This window comes from uncultured Clostridium sp. (assembly GCF_947036855.1).
Taxonomy (GTDB): Bacteria; Bacillota; Clostridia; order Clostridiales; family Clostridiaceae; genus Sarcina.
On the sequence record NZ_CAMQRY010000060.1, the window covers coordinates 1 to 15,195 of the forward strand.

Here is a 15,195-nt window from a genome sequence, read left to right on the forward strand (position 1 = left end):
TTATCTTTTGAACTACATGGAGTAACTGCAAAAGTCATAGAACATTTTGTACATTTACAAACTAAAGTATGCATTTTGAAAAAATTACCACAATCACAAATGATTTCTATCTCTCCCATTGGTTTATTATTTTCAAACCCCTTACTTCTAACTAAATCTGCAATTTTTTGACCATCATTTTTTATATCCTTACATGAACAACTCATAAAAAAATCCTCCTTTGTGTTTAATAATTAAATTATAGCTTAAATTAAGTGTATATTCTATACTATAACTACTTATCATTACTGTATCTTTATTTTATAGTTGAAATGTAAAATAAAAAATGGAGCTAATTGATGAACAGTAGAAATAAATAGGAATAAAAGTTTTATATTGGGGTAAAATAAGAATGTAATTCAAAATTAACGAACATTCAAATGATTTAAAGCGTATAACATGCGTATAAAATAAAATATTTTGTATTAATTTAGAAAAAAGCTTGTAAAAAGATAAAAATGGAGATATAATCATAATTGTAAAACAAACAAACACGAATTATGTGTTTGAAATTTAAAATTCAGTTTATACTGAGGGGGAATTATTAATGAGAACAATCGGAACAGTAGCAATCGGAGTAAGAGCACCAATAGTAAAACAGGGAGATAATCTTAAGGAGATTGTAGTTGACTCACTTTTAAAAGCAGTTGAAAATGATAATATCGAATTACATGATGGTGATGTTGTTGGAGTTACAGAATCTTTAGTAGCAAGATCACAAGGTAACTATATAAAGTTATTAGATATTGCAGAAGATATAAATAGTAAATTCAAGGGAGATAGTATAGCTGTTGTATTCCCTATCTTAAGTAGAAATAGATTTTCACCAATATTAAAAGCTATAGCATTAACAGGAAAGAAAATTAAGTTATTCTTAAATTATCCATCTGATGAAGTTGGAAATCATTTAATGGATCTTGATGTTATGGATGATGCAGGTGTTAACCCTTATACAGATAACTTAACAGAAGCAGATTATAGAAGAATATTTGGGGAAGAAGTTCTTCACCCATTCACAAAAATAGATTATATTAATATGTACAAGGAAGTTGTTGGAGAAGAAAATATAGAAGTATTCTTAACAAATGATCCAAGAACAGTTTTAAAATATACAAATGAAGCTATCGTTTGTAATATACATGAGAGATTTAGAACACAAAGAATACTTGAAAAAGCTGGAGCAAAAGTTCTTACTTTAGATGGTATAGCTAATAGTTCAGTAAATGGAAGTGGATTTAACTCAGATTACGGTTTACTTGGGTCAAATATGGCAACTGATGATTCAATAAAATTATTCCCAAGAGAGAGTAAAGAGTTAGTTTATGATATACAAGCAATATTAAAAGAAAAAACTTCTAAAAATATAGAAGTTATGGTTTATGGTGATGGAGCATTCAAAGATCCAGTAGGAAAGATTTGGGAGCTTGCTGATCCAGTAGTTTCACCAGGATTTACAGCAGGACTTGTTGGTACTCCTAATGAAATTAAAATCAAATATATTGCTGATAATACTTTAGTAGAAGGTATTTCAAGAGAAGAGCAGATAATTGAAAAAATTAATGCTAAAAAAGACCAAAGTGAAATTGGTAATGATGCTTTAGGAACAACTCCTAGACAAATAACTGATTTACTTGGAAGTTTATGTGACTTAATGAGTGGTAGTGGAGATAAAGGTACACCTATTATATTAATAAAAGGATACTTTGATAATTACGCTACAAAGTAATATAATATAAATAAGAAAGAGTATCCTTATTATAAGGATACTCTTTTATTACATATAGACGATAGGAGAAAATTTATGAATTATAAATTAAAAATCCAATTTGAAGGAACAAGATATTTAGGATGGCAAAAGCAAAAAACTAATATTAATACAATACAAGGAAAAATAGAAACAGTTCTTGGGAAATTATTTGAGGAAAATATACAAGTAATTGGTGGAAGTAGAACTGATTCAGGTGTTCATGCAATTGAATATGTTGCAAGTTTTGAAGCTAGAAGAGATTTAGAAGAAAAAGTTATATTAGATTATTTAACTATGTACCTACCAGAAGATATAGTTATTATGGAAGTAGCACGAGTAGAAGAAAAATTCCATGCAAGATATAATGCTAAAACAAAAACATATTTATATAAAATAGATAACTCTAAATGTGGAAATGTATTTGCTAAAAAATATGCATGGCATGTTGAGAAGAAATTAAATATTGATAAAATGGAAGATGCAGCTAAACTATTAGTTGGAGAGCATGATTTTAAAGGATTTACTAATAAATCTAAAAATAAGAATACAGTAAAAGTAATAAATTCTATAGAAATAACAAATGAGGGTGGTTTTATTTGTATAGCAGTAGAAGGAAATGCGTTCTTACTTAATATGGTTAGAATAATAGTTGGTACTTTAAAAGAAGTTGGTGAAGGAAGTAGAAACTTAGAAAGTATAGATGAAATATTACGTTCTGGAGATAGAGAACTTTCAGGTGAAAGAGCTGTTGCTAGAGGATTATATCTATTAAAAACTAAATATTAAAAGCAAAGCTACATATGAGTTAATAAAACTTATATGTAGCTTTATTAATTTTTAGTTATAATTTTCAATTTTAATTGAAGATAAAGAGTATTTCATATAGACTATATTGGGATAAAAGATACTATGTATAACAAGTAATATATAATATTGCTTTACGTGTTCTATTGAATTATTATAAGTTGGAGGAAAGATGAAATACATATATAATTTAACATTTAAAATGGCTATATCAGCAATGATATCATTAGCTATATGTCAACATTTTGGTATTAAATATGGTACTGTTGCTGCTGTAATTTCTATTTTAAGCATACAGAGCACAAAGAGACAAGCTCTTAAAATAAGTAAGAATAGACTTTTAGCATGTAGTTTAGGAATTTTAATATCTATGCTTATATATAGTTTGCTTGGAAATTCATTTTGGGTTTTTGGATTGTTTTTAATAATATTTATACCAATAACTACATATTTAAAAGTGGAAGAAGGAATGGTTGCAGCAGTTGTCCTATCTAATCATATATTAATTGCTACTAATATAGGGAGTGGGATATTAATAAATGAATTTTTACTAATGATAATAGGAATAGGAGTAGCTTTTATAGCTAATTTATTTATGCCATCATTTGATAAAGAATATTTAAAACATAAAGAAGAAATAGAGCTTGGTTTTAAGATCATAATTTCTGAAATGAGTAAAGGGCTTTTAACTCATTGTATAGATAGCAAGGTTACAGTAACTTTTTTTGAAATTGAAAATATAATTTTTAAAAGTGAAAAAAAGGCTACATCTATAATGAATAATAATTTGCTTAAAGCTAATACATATTATCTAGATTATATTTTAATGCGTAAAGCACAATTTAATATTATAAAGAAAATGCTTAAACACTTTGATAAATTTTATAAATCGTATGAGCAAACTACTATAATATCAGAATATATTCAGAAAATTTCTTATAATATGAGTGAAAATAATGATTGCTTAAAATTACTTAATGAACTTGATGGATTGAGGGAGTATTTTAAAGAGATGGAACTTCCAAAAACTAGAGAAGAATTTGAAAACAGAGCACAATTATTACATTTTTTAAATGATATAGAAGATTTTCTTACTATAAAAAGAGCTTTTATGTTTAAAAATAAAAAGACCTAAATATTAATAAAGTTACCCTTTTTTTAAGTAAAACAATATTTATTTAACAAAAGGGTATTTCTATTGAAAAAAATGTCGTATTTTGTTAGTTTTAATGTAGAAGCTTATGAGTTGAATAAAAAACAAGGATACACACACAGGGGGACAAAATGAATAATGAAATAAAGATAAAGGTTGCTGATCCGTCAGCAATAGGATTATTTGGTCTTGCAATTATCACACTAGTTGCATCATCACAAAAGTTAGGTATAACAGAAGGTACATCTTTAATTATACCATGGGCAATATTTTTAGGTGCCTTTGCACAATTAATAGCTTGTCTTAATGATTTCAAGCATGATAATGTTTTTGGTGCTACTGCATTTGGAGCATACGCACTATTCTGGTTTGGAATGGCTATGACGTGGTTTATACAATTAGGTGTTTTTGGTGAGTTAGAAGTAGATACAAGACAATTAGGATTTGTGTTCTTAGGATACTTAATATTTACAGCATTTATGACTATAGGGTCTGTAGAAACTAATAAAGTATTACTAATAATATTTTCACTAATAAATGTTTTATTTATAGGTTTAACATTAAATGCATTTGGAATTGCAGCGGATTTCACTAAAATCTTAGCTGGAATAGCAGAAATTTTAATTTCGTTAGTTGCATTCTATGGATGTGCTGCCAATGTATTAAATAAACACTTTAATAGAGAGTTTTTACCGCTTGGAAAACCACTTGGTATATTTAAAAAATAAAATATTTAAAACCATCTAATTTATTTTAGATGGTTTTATTTCTTATTTGATATATATAGTTTAGAATAAGAAGTAGATATACATATTAAAGGGAGTGATTTTATGAAAAGAAATGATTATATTTCTTGGGATGAATATTTTATGGGTGTTGCACTTATAAGTTCAAAAAGAAGTAAAGACCCTAATACTCAAGTTGGTTCTTGCATAGTAGATTTAGATAATAAAATAGTTGGAATAGGATATAATGGTCTTCCTATTGGTTGTTCAGATTCAGATTTCCCATGGGAAAATACAGGGGATTTTTTAGATACTAAATATCCTTATACATGTCATGCTGAATTAAATGCAATATTGAATAGTATAGGTAAAGAATTAAAACATTGTAAAGTATATGCTACATTATTTCCATGCAATGAGTGTGCTAAAGCAATTATACAATCAGGTATTTCAGAAGTTATATATTTATCTGATAAATATAAAGATACTGATATAGTGAAAGCTTCAAAAAAAATGTTTGATGCTTCTAAGGTTAAATATAGAACATTAAATACAAATTTAGAAAATTTAATAATTTCTTTTGATCCAAAGGATGTTTAAGAAAAAAGAGAAAATAATTTAATAATTTAAGTTATTTTCTCTTTTTTGTATAAAAAACCTTAATAATGTTTAAAATAATAGTGAAATTCTTTTGGAAAAATATAAAAATGTATTGACAATATATTTTGTTTATAGTATATTTTGATTATCAAAGTAATTGTTTTGACAATCAAAGTATATTAGTCTATTTAAAAATCCTTATAATATTGATATTATAGTATAAGTAATAACTATCGTAAGGAGATGACTTTATTGATTAAAAACGAGGAAATTCTAAATTCATTATTTGTAGAGGTGTTTAATGACATTCTACTGATAGAACAAAAGACATTGAAATCTGGGGTGCTAGCTGATTTATCAGTTACAGAAATGCATACTATCGAAGCAGTGGGGTATGGTCAAGCAAGGACTATGTCTGAAATTGCAAGCGATTTAAATATAACTGTTGGTACACTTACTACAGCTATAAATAAACTTATAAAAAAAGAGTATGTAACTAGACGAAGAATAGAAAGTGATAGAAGAGTAGTTCTTGTAGAACTTGCTAGGAAAGGTAAACTTGCACATAGGTTGCATCAAAGATTTCATAGACAGATGATAAAAGCAACAGTTGATTCAATGACAGAAGATGAATCAAAAGCACTAGGAAGAGCTTTGAATAATATGATAAGCTTTTTCAAAGAGCAATATCCAAGTGATCAAATTTAAGGAGAATTACTATGTTTAATTCTAAAATAATAGGTGTTGGATCATATGTTCCAAATAATATTATATCAAATGAAGATTTGAAAAAAATAGTAGATACTAGTGATGAATGGATACAAAGCAGAACTGGTATAAAAGAAAGAAGGATTTCGACTGGAGAAGAAACTTCAGATTTAGCTGCGAATGCTGCTAAAAACGCCTTAAATATGGCTAATATTGACGTGAAAGAGATTGACTATATAATAGTTGCAACAATTACGCCTGATAGCTATACTCCTTCAACAGCGAGTATAGTTCAAAATAAAATAGGAGCTATAAATGCTTCTGCTATAGATATAAATGCAGCATGTACTGGTTTTATGTATGCCTTAGAAATAGCAAATTGCTTGATAAAAATGGGGTCATACAAAAATATATTAGTAATAGGTGCAGAAACACTTTCAAAAATTGTAGATTGGTCTGATAGATCAACTTGTGTATTATTTGGAGATGGGGCAGGTGCTGCTATTTTAACAAAAACTACAGAACTTGGGATAGAAAATATAATAACTGGTTCTGATGGTAGCAAAGGAGATTCGTTAGTTGCTAAGAATATAGGGGTAAGAAATCCTTATAGTGATTTGAAGGAAGATAATAATAGATTCCTTGGAATGAATGGTGGCGAAGTATTTAAATTTGCAACAAGAATAATGGAAAGTTCTATAAAAGAAGTAATTACTGAAAAGGGTTATACACTTGATGATATTGATTATATAATACCTCATCAAGCTAATTATAGAATTATAGACTATGTAAGTAGAAAATTAAAAGTAGATTTATCTAAATTTATTATTAACTTAGATAGATATGGAAATACATCAGGAGCTAGTATTCCACTTGCATTAACAGAAGCTATTGAATCAAACAAAATAAAAAAGGGTGATAAAATAGTTTTAGTTGGTTTTGGTGGAGGACTTACTTGGGGTTCTGTACTTTTAGAATATTAAAAATAAGAATATACAGGAGGAATTTTAAATGTTTGAAAAAATTAGAGCAATCATATGTGATAAATTAGAAATTGAAGAGGAAAAGGTATTATTAGAAACAACTTTTGATGATCTTGGTGCTGATTCTTTAGACTTATTCGAAGTTATAATGGATATCGAAGATGAGTTTGATGTTAAATTAGATGATCCTACAAAAATAAAAACTGTAAAAGATGCTATAGATTACGTTAAGTCTGCAGCTAAATAATTATATAGAGGCTTTTTAGCCTCTATAATTTTACTTAAAATAGGAGGTTTATATGAGTAAAATAGCTTTTTTATTTTCAGGACAGGGTGCTCAGTACGAAGGTATGGGTAAGGAGTTCTATGAAAAATTTGAGGTGAGTAAGGATATATTTGAAATAGCAAACAAAGAACTTGGTTTTAGTGTATCAGATATTTGTTTTTATAATACTGAAGATAAGTTAAATAAAACTGAATATACACAGCCTTGTATTGTTACTACAAATATGGCTATATTAAAAGCTTTAGAGAGTGCTGGTATAAAATCAGATATAAGTTGTGGCTTAAGTCTTGGTGAATATTCAGCATTAATAAACAATAAAGTTATTTCATTTGAAGATACAGTAACGCTTGTCAAAAAGCGTGGAAAATTCATGCAAGAAGCTGTAGCAGATGGAATTGGCGGAATGGTTGCAGTTCTTAAATTTTCAAAAGAAGAACTTGAAAAAATTATTCTAAATGTTCCAGGCATTGTTGAAATTGCAAATTACAATTCTCCAAGTCAAATAGTTATTTCAGGTGAATTAAAAGCATTAGAGATAGCAAGTGAAATGATAAAAGAACAAGGTGGTAGAGCAATAAAATTAAATGTATCTGCACCATTTCATAGCTCAATGCTTGAATCAGCAGCTACAAATTTATTTGAAGAATTAGAAAACATTGATATAAATAAACCTGTAGGTGTAGTTATGTCTAACTTTAAAGGAACAGAATATAAAAGTGATGATAATATAAAAGAAATACTTAAAGAACAAGTGAAAAGTTCAGTATTATTTGTTGATAATATAGAATATATGAAAAGTTTAGGTGTAGATATATTTGTAGAAATAGGGCCAGGTAAAGTATTAAGTGGCTTTGTAAGGAAAATAGATAAATCTCTAACAGTTTTAAATGTAGAGGATTTAAAAAGTTTTGAAAATACGATAGAAACATTGAAACAGATGGAGGTTATTTAATAATGTCAAAAAATATTATAATTACTGGTGGAACTAGAGGTATAGGAAAGTCTATAGTTTATAAGTTAGCTAGTGAAGGTGTAAATATAGTAATAGGATATAGAAGTTCTGATGCAGATGCTTTAAAAATAAAAGAAGAGTTAGAAGCTCGTGGTACAAAAGTAATTTTAGTAAAAGGTGATGTGTCAGATTCTAAATATGCTAAAGAATTAATAAGTATATGTAAAAAAGAGTTTGGATCAGTTGACCTTTTAGTAAATAATGCTGGAATTACTAAAGATGGATTAATTATGAGAATGAGTGAAAGTGATTTTACTGATGTAATTGATGTTAATTTAGTTGGAACATTTAATTGTTGTAAAGAAGCATCTATAGTTATGCTTAGACAAAAGAGTGGGAAAATAATAAACTTATCATCAGTAGTTGGTGTTACCGGTAATGCAGGGCAGTCAAATTATTCAGCATCTAAAGCTGGAGTAATAGGACTTACAAAATCATTAGCTAAAGAACTTGGAAGTCGTGGAATAACAGTGAATGCTGTAGCACCAGGATTTATAGATACAGATATGACAGCAGTTTTAAAAGAAGAAAGTAAAGATTTTATTAAAAATAATTTACCACTTAAAAGACTTGGAACAGTAGATGATGTTTCTAATCTTGTTAAATTTTTAGCTTCAGATGAAGCAAATTATATAACAGGTCAAGTTATTAATGTAGATGGTGGAATGGTAATGTAAGGAGTTTTTATAATGGAAAGAAGAGTAGTAATAACAGGACTAGGTGCAATAACACCTATTGGAAATAATGTTTTTGATTTTTGGAATAATACAAAACAAGGTGTTTGTGGAATTTCAGAAATAGATAGTGAGAGATATTTTGACACAACAGATTTTACAGTTAAAATAGCTGGAACTGTTGATGGATTTGATGTAGATGAATATATTGGAAAAAAAGATGCTAAGAGAATGGATAGATTTACACATTTAGCTATAAAAGCAGCTGATGAAGCTATGGAAGATTCAAAATTAGATATGAAAGAACTAGATGCTACTAGAGTTGGAGTAATTGTTGGTTCTGGTATTGGTGGAAATAAAACAATCGAAGATCAAGTTACTAATTTAGTAAATAAAGGTCCAAGAAGAGTATCACCTTTCTATATACCTAGTTCAATTATTAATAGTGTTGCTGGAACTTTATCAATGAGATTTGGTACTAAAGGGATTTCAGCTTCAGTTGTAACAGCTTGTGCTAGTGGATCAAGTGCTATAGGAGATGCTTATAGACAAATTAAGCATGGATATTTAGATGTGGCTTTAGCTGGTGGAACAGAAGCAGCAGTTTTACCTTCATCAATAGCAGGATTTGCTAATATGAAAGCATTATCAACTACAGTAGATATAAAAAGAGCATCTATACCATTTGATAAAAATAGAAATGGATTTGTTTTAGCAGAAGGTGCTGGAATAGTAGTTCTTGAAAGTTTAGAAAGTGCACAAAATAGAGGCGCATTTATCTATGCAGAAATTGTTGGATATGGTGCTACTAGTGATGCTTATCATATAACAGCACCTTCTCCAGATGGTGAAGGTGCTGCAAGAGCTATGCAGAATGCAATTTCAGAAGCTAATATAAATGCATCAGAGATTGGATATATAAATGCACATGGAACAAGTACACCTATAAATGATAAAACAGAAACTAAAGCTATTAAATTATGCTTTGGAGATATTGCAAATAAAATACCAGTATCATCAACAAAAGGTATGACTGGACATTTACTTGGAGCAGCTGGTGCAGTTGAATCTATCGTATGTATAAAAACTATTAATGATAGCTTTATCCCTGCAACTATAGGTTTAGAAACAGCTGATGAAGAGTGCGACTTAGATTATGTACCTGGTGAAGGTAGAAATCAAGAAGTAAATTATGCTATGACTAATTCATTAGGTTTTGGTGGGCATAATGTATCATTAATATTTAAGAAATGGAATTAGAGGTGACACTTATGAATTTAAAAGACGTAGAAAATTTAATTGAGAAAATAGATGGATCTAGTATTAGTTTATTTGAAATTAAGATGGATAATTTATATATAAAAATGGATAAATCATTAGAAAGAAATCATAATGAAGTAAGTAAAAATAAAGTTATAGATACTATTGAAACAAAGAAAGAAGATATTACTGCGAGTAATATTGCACCTACAAGTGGAAATGCTATCACAGAAGTTATTAGTAATGAAATATCAGAGAGTAAAAGTGTAGATGACTCTAATGTTGAAGTTATTACTTCACCTATGGTTGGAACATTTTATGAAGCTCCAGGAGCTGGTTCAAGTGTATTTGTTAAAGTTGGTCAAAAAATAAATGTAGGGGATACACTTTGTATTATTGAAGCAATGAAGTTAATGAATGAAATTGAAGCTGAATTAACTGGAGAAATAGTTGAAATATTAGTATCAAATGGGCAAATGGTTGAATTTGGTACAGAATTATTTAAAGTTAGGAGATAATTATGTTATTAGGAATACAGGAAATAAAAGAAATTTTACCACATAGATATCCATTTCTTCTAGTTGATAAGGTTGAATCAATAGAGGTTGGAAAAAGTATAGTAGCCTATAAAAATGTTACAGCTAATGAGGAGTTCTTTAATGGACACTTCCCAAAACACCCTGTTATGCCAGGAGTTCTAATAATTGAAGCACTAGCACAGGCTGGTGCAATAGTAATTCTTAGTATGGATGAATATAAAGGTAAGATACCTTTATTTGCAGGAATAAATAAAGCTAGATTTAAAAAGCAAGTAGTTCCAGGTGATGTTTTAAGATTAGAAATGGAAATTATAAAATTAAGAGGTCCTGTTGGAATAGGAAAAGCTACAGCTACGGTAGATGGCAAAATAGCTTGTGTTGCAGAATTAATGTTTGCAATGCAATAGGTTGGAGATGTATATATGTTAAAGAAAATATTAATTGCTAATAGAGGAGAAATTGCAGTAAGAGTTATTAGAGCTTGTAAAGAGCTTGGTATAAAAACTGTAGCTGTATATTCAGAAATAGACAAAGATGCATTACATGTTAAACTTGCAGATGAATCTGTTTGTATAGGTCCTTTTCCATCAGCAGAAAGCTATCTTAATATACAAAATATATTAAGTGCTTGTGTTCTTACAGGTGCAGAAGCAATACATCCAGGATTCGGATTTTTGTCAGAGAACTCAAGATTTGCTAAAATGTGTGAAGAATGTAATATAAAATTTATTGGTCCATCATGGAAATCTATAGATCTTATGGGAAATAAGGCTAGAGCAAGAGAAATCATGAAATCAGCTGATGTCCCTGTAGTTCCAGGATATGAAGGAACTATAGCTAGTATTGAAGATGCAATAAAAATTGCAAGTGATATTGGATATCCAGTAATGATAAAAGCTGCCTCTGGTGGTGGTGGAAAAGGAATTAGAGTAGTTAGAGAAGAAAAAGATTTTACTGATAATTATAATAGTGCCAAAATGGAGTCAAAAGCTAATTTTGGTGATGATACTATGTATATAGAAAAATTTGTTGAAAATCCAAAACACATAGAGATTCAATTAATGGGTGATAGTCATGATAATTATGTATATCTTTTTGAAAGAGATTGCTCTATTCAAAGAAGAAATCAAAAAGTAATTGAAGAGGCTCCATCACTTATATTATCAGAAGAGATGAGAAAAGTGATGGGAGAAACAGCTGTGAGTGCAGCAAGAGCTGTTAACTATGAAAATGCTGGTACAATAGAATTTTTAGTTGATAAAAATAAAAATTTCTATTTCATGGAAATGAATACAAGGATTCAAGTTGAACATCCTATAACAGAAATGATAACAGGGGTTGACTTAGTTAAAGAACAAATTCGTGTAGCTAGTGGATTAGAGCTTAGTATAAAGCAAGAAGAATTAACAATACAAGGACATTCAATAGAATGTAGAATAAATGCAGAAGATCCTGATAAGAATTTTAGACCTTCACCAGGGCTTGTTAAAAACTTAGTTTTACCAGGTGGACTTGGTGTTAGAATAGATTCATCAATTTATTCTGGATATAAAATACCACATTGTTATGATTCTATGGTTGCAAAACTTATAGTTCATGGTAGTAATAGAGAAGAAGCAATACAAAAGATGAAAAGATCTCTAGAAGAATTTGTTGTAGATGGTATAAAAACAAATATAGATTACCATTTAAGAATATTAAATAATGACAAGTTTATAGAAGGAGATTATGATACATCATTCTTAGCAAATGAGTTGGTGAATAATAATGATTAAGAATTTACTTGGAAAAAATAAAAAAAATTTTATTACTGTTAGTACAGTAAAGTTAATAGAAGATAATGAAGCTAAACCAAATATTCCAACTGGAATGTGGAGTAAGTGTCAAGGTTGTAATAATATAATTTATACAGAGGACTTAGAAAAAAACTTATTTGTTTGTCCTAGTTGTGGTTTTCATTCTAGAATAAATTCTAGAATGAGAATTGAAAATTTATTGGATAAAGATAGTTTTGTTGAATTAAATAAAACATTAAAAGGTAGAGATCCACTTAAATTTCCTGGTTATATACCTAAATTAGAAAAAATTAAAAGTAATACTAATTTAGATGAAGCTGTAACTACTGGATATGGTGATATAAATAATAAAAAAGTTATTATTTGTGTAATGGATTCTGAAGTAATGATGGGAAGTATGGGAAGTGCTGTTGGAGAAAAAATTACAAGAGCAATTGAAATAGCTACTTTTGAAAAACTTCCATTAATTATTTTAACATCTTCTGGTGGAGCTAGAATGCAAGAGGGGATTTTCTCACTTATGCAAATGGCTAAAATAAGTGGTGCAATACAAAAACACTCAGAAAGTGAAGGTTTATATATTACTGTTTTAACAGATCCGACTACTGGTGGAGTAACTGCTAGTTTTGCAATGGAAGGTGATATTATACTTAGTGAACCTAATTGTACTATTGGATTTGCAGGGCGTAGGGTTATTGAAAAAACATTAAATACAAAGTTACCTGAAGATTTCCAAAAAGCAGAATTCTTATTAAAGAAAGGCTTTATAGATAAAATTGTTGAGAGAAAAAATCTTAGAAATGTTTTAGATAGGATTTTACTTATGCATGAGGTGAATTATGAGTAGAGATTTAATAAAAAGTATGAGCTCGTGGGAAAAAGTATTAACAGCGAGAAGAATTGATAGACCAAATGCAGAATTTTATATAAATACTATATTTGATGATTTTATCGAGTTTCATGGTGATAGATTATTTGCAGATGATAAAGCAATCATCGGTGGAATAGCAAGACTTGAAGGTATTAACTATACTGTTGTAGGTATATGTAAAGGAAATAGCACTAAAGAAAATATTGAACGAAACTTTGGAATGCCTCATCCAGAAGGTTATAGAAAAGCTCTTAGACTTATGAAGCAAGCTGAAAAGTTTAAGAGACCTATTATTTGTTTGGTTGATACATCAGGAGCATTTTGTGGTACAGGTGCTGAAGAAAGAGGTCAAGGACAGGCAATAGCACAAAACTTAGTTGATATGATGGGACTTAAAGTACCAATAATTTCAATAGTTATAGGTGAAGGTGGTAGTGGGGGTGCATTAGCATTATCAGTAGCAAACAAGATATATATGCTTGAGCATTCAATATATTCTATTCTTTCTCCAGAGGGTTTTGCAACTATTTTATGGAAAGATGTAACTAAAGCTAAAGATGCAGCTGATGTTATGAAAATAACAGCTCAAGACCTAAAAGGATTTGGAATTATTGATAAAATAATAAAAGAACCTTGGGGGGGAGCACATAAAAATCCAAATAGGATGTCACTTATGATTAAAAAAGTGATTATTGATTCTATGGAAGAACTTAAATTAAAAGATACGGATACATTACTTGAAGAAAGATATCTTAAATTTAGAAATATAGAAAGTAATTTATAAAAGATTTTAGTCTTGATAGATACAAGACTAAAATCTTTTTTTCTTTTTTTAATAAATTAATTGTTTTCGGAGAAAATATATTATATAGATTAAAAAAGGAGGATTACAATGAAAAAAATATTTAAAATAATTAGTTGTTTGTTATTAATTTTTGGATTAAGTTTTTCTGGAATAACTACAGTATTTGCAAATGAATTAAATGAAAATATTAATGTAGAAGCAAACTCAGCATTATTAATAGAGGCAACAACAGGGGATGTTATATTTGAAAAAAATTCTAATGTGCAATATGCACCAGCATCTGTAACTAAAGTTATGACAATGCTTTTAACAATGGAGGGTATTGATTCAGGAAAAATATCATTTAATGATAAAGTAACAATAAGTGAAAATTCTAAAAAAATGGGTGGAAGCAGTATGCTTTTAGATACAGGTGAAATAAGAACTGTAGAAGAACTTATAAAAGGTGTAGGTATAGCATCGGGTAATGATGCAGCAGTAGCACTAGGAGAATATCTAGGTGGTAGTGAAGAGGGCTTTGTTAGTAAGATGAATGCTCGTGCTAAAGAGCTTGGTATGAATGATACTATATTTAAGAACTGTACAGGTCTTCCAATAGCGGGACATCTTTCAACAGCTAAAGATATATCAATAATGTCTAGAGAACTACTTAAACATGAAGATATCTTAAAATACACAGGTACATATATGGAGACTATATCAGAAGGAAGAAGAACACCAATAGAGCTTGTTAATCATAATAAGCTTGTGAGATTTTTTAAAGGCTGTGATGGATTAAAAACAGGGTTTACTAGAGAGGCTAAGTATTGTATTACTGCAACAGCAAAAAAAGAAGATGGTACAAGAATGATATCAGTAATTATGGGAGCACCTACATTTAAAGTTAGAAATAGAGATGCTAGTATGCTTATGAATTATGGTTTCTCTAAATATGAAACTTTAAATCTTGTAAATAAAAATGAAGCGGTAAGTGTAATAAATCCTACAAATTCTAAAAATAAATACTTTATAGCTAAGGCTAGTGAAAAATTATCTATAACTATTCCAAAAAGTGGAGAAAAAAATATAGAATATGAATTGAATTTATCTGATAAACTTAATAAAGTAAAAAAAGGAGATGTAGTAGGAGAATATATATTCTTCTGCAATGGTGAGAATGTTGGTAAAGTTAATATTTATTCAGATAGAGATTT

Annotated in this window: 18 protein-coding genes; 17 read left to right on the forward strand and 1 reads right to left on the reverse strand. The window is 28.8% G+C overall.

The window, feature by feature from the left end; translation table 11 throughout:
- Positions 1-206, reverse strand: a 206-nt coding sequence (locus Q0V15_RS07620; protein ID WP_297437615.1) for a hypothetical protein, incomplete at its 3' end; no start/stop codon positions are given.
- Positions 207-586: 380 nt separating this feature from the next.
- Between Q0V15_RS07620 and Q0V15_RS07625 the strand changes: the two genes are divergently transcribed.
- The 17 genes from Q0V15_RS07625 to Q0V15_RS07705 all read left to right on the forward strand — a co-directional run.
- Complete coding sequence (locus tag Q0V15_RS07625; protein WP_297437617.1) at positions 587-1,765, forward strand: coenzyme F420-0:L-glutamate ligase; 1,179 nt, start codon at positions 587-589, stop codon at positions 1,763-1,765.
- Positions 1,766-1,840: 75 nt separating this feature from the next.
- On the forward strand, positions 1,841-2,572 hold the full coding sequence (gene truA, locus Q0V15_RS07630; protein ID WP_297437619.1) for a tRNA pseudouridine(38-40) synthase TruA: 732 nt from the start codon (positions 1,841-1,843) through the stop codon (positions 2,570-2,572).
- 190 nt (positions 2,573-2,762) lie between these two features.
- Positions 2,763-3,725: an aromatic acid exporter family protein gene (locus tag Q0V15_RS07635; protein ID WP_297437621.1), complete on the forward strand. Its 963-nt coding sequence runs from the start codon at positions 2,763-2,765 to the stop codon at positions 3,723-3,725.
- 149 nt (positions 3,726-3,874) lie between these two features.
- Positions 3,875-4,471 carry an acetate uptake transporter gene (locus Q0V15_RS07640; RefSeq protein ID WP_297437623.1) on the forward strand — a complete coding sequence of 199 codons (597 nt, stop codon included), beginning with the start codon at positions 3,875-3,877 and terminating at the stop codon, positions 4,469-4,471.
- 102 nt (positions 4,472-4,573) lie between these two features.
- Positions 4,574-5,068 (forward strand): dCMP deaminase family protein, encoded by a 495-nt coding sequence (locus tag Q0V15_RS07645; RefSeq protein WP_297437625.1) that lies wholly within the window; start codon positions 4,574-4,576, stop codon positions 5,066-5,068.
- Between the two features lie 252 nt (positions 5,069-5,320).
- Entirely contained in the window at positions 5,321-5,776 is a 456-nt protein-coding gene (locus tag Q0V15_RS07650) for a MarR family winged helix-turn-helix transcriptional regulator (protein WP_297437627.1), read from the forward strand.
- An 11-nt stretch (positions 5,777-5,787) separates the two neighbouring features.
- On the forward strand, positions 5,788-6,759 hold the full coding sequence (locus Q0V15_RS07655; RefSeq protein WP_297437629.1) for a beta-ketoacyl-ACP synthase III: 972 nt from the start codon (positions 5,788-5,790) through the stop codon (positions 6,757-6,759).
- 28 nt (positions 6,760-6,787) lie between these two features.
- Positions 6,788-7,006 carry an acyl carrier protein gene (gene acpP / locus Q0V15_RS07660; RefSeq protein WP_297437631.1) on the forward strand — a complete coding sequence of 73 codons (219 nt, stop codon included), beginning with the start codon at positions 6,788-6,790 and terminating at the stop codon, positions 7,004-7,006.
- Positions 7,007-7,058: 52 nt separating this feature from the next.
- The gene (fabD, locus tag Q0V15_RS07665) at positions 7,059-7,997 is read left to right on the forward strand and encodes an ACP S-malonyltransferase (RefSeq protein WP_297437633.1); all 939 of its coding nucleotides are present in this window, start codon (positions 7,059-7,061) and stop codon (positions 7,995-7,997) included.
- A 2-nt stretch (positions 7,998-7,999) separates the two neighbouring features.
- Positions 8,000-8,734 (forward strand): 3-oxoacyl-[acyl-carrier-protein] reductase, encoded by a 735-nt coding sequence (fabG, locus tag Q0V15_RS07670; RefSeq protein ID WP_297437635.1) that lies wholly within the window; start codon positions 8,000-8,002, stop codon positions 8,732-8,734.
- A 12-nt stretch (positions 8,735-8,746) separates the two neighbouring features.
- Positions 8,747-9,991, forward strand: coding sequence for a beta-ketoacyl-ACP synthase II (fabF, locus tag Q0V15_RS07675; protein ID WP_297437637.1), 1,245 nt, complete (start codon positions 8,747-8,749; stop codon positions 9,989-9,991).
- Positions 9,992-10,002: 11 nt separating this feature from the next.
- Positions 10,003-10,509, forward strand: coding sequence for an acetyl-CoA carboxylase biotin carboxyl carrier protein (gene accB, locus Q0V15_RS07680; protein ID WP_297437639.1), 507 nt, complete (start codon positions 10,003-10,005; stop codon positions 10,507-10,509).
- Positions 10,510-10,511: 2 nt separating this feature from the next.
- The gene (fabZ, locus tag Q0V15_RS07685; RefSeq protein WP_297437641.1) at positions 10,512-10,937 is read left to right on the forward strand and encodes a 3-hydroxyacyl-ACP dehydratase FabZ; all 426 of its coding nucleotides are present in this window, start codon (positions 10,512-10,514) and stop codon (positions 10,935-10,937) included.
- A gap of 15 nt (positions 10,938-10,952) precedes the next feature.
- Positions 10,953-12,305, forward strand: a complete 1,353-nt coding sequence (locus Q0V15_RS07690) for an acetyl-CoA carboxylase biotin carboxylase subunit (RefSeq protein WP_297437643.1) — start codon at positions 10,953-10,955, stop codon at positions 12,303-12,305.
- Positions 12,298-13,173, forward strand: coding sequence for an acetyl-CoA carboxylase, carboxyltransferase subunit beta (gene accD / locus Q0V15_RS07695; protein ID WP_297437645.1), 876 nt, complete (start codon positions 12,298-12,300; stop codon positions 13,171-13,173). The genes Q0V15_RS07690 and accD overlap by 8 nt, the downstream gene beginning before the upstream one ends.
- Positions 13,166-13,981, forward strand: coding sequence for an acetyl-CoA carboxylase carboxyltransferase subunit alpha (locus Q0V15_RS07700; protein WP_297437647.1), 816 nt, complete (start codon positions 13,166-13,168; stop codon positions 13,979-13,981). Before accD ends, Q0V15_RS07700 begins: the two co-directional genes overlap by 8 nt.
- Positions 13,982-14,089: 108 nt before the next feature.
- Positions 14,090-15,195: D-alanyl-D-alanine carboxypeptidase family protein (locus tag Q0V15_RS07705; RefSeq protein WP_297437649.1), on the forward strand; the 1,106-nt coding region annotated here is incomplete at its 3' end.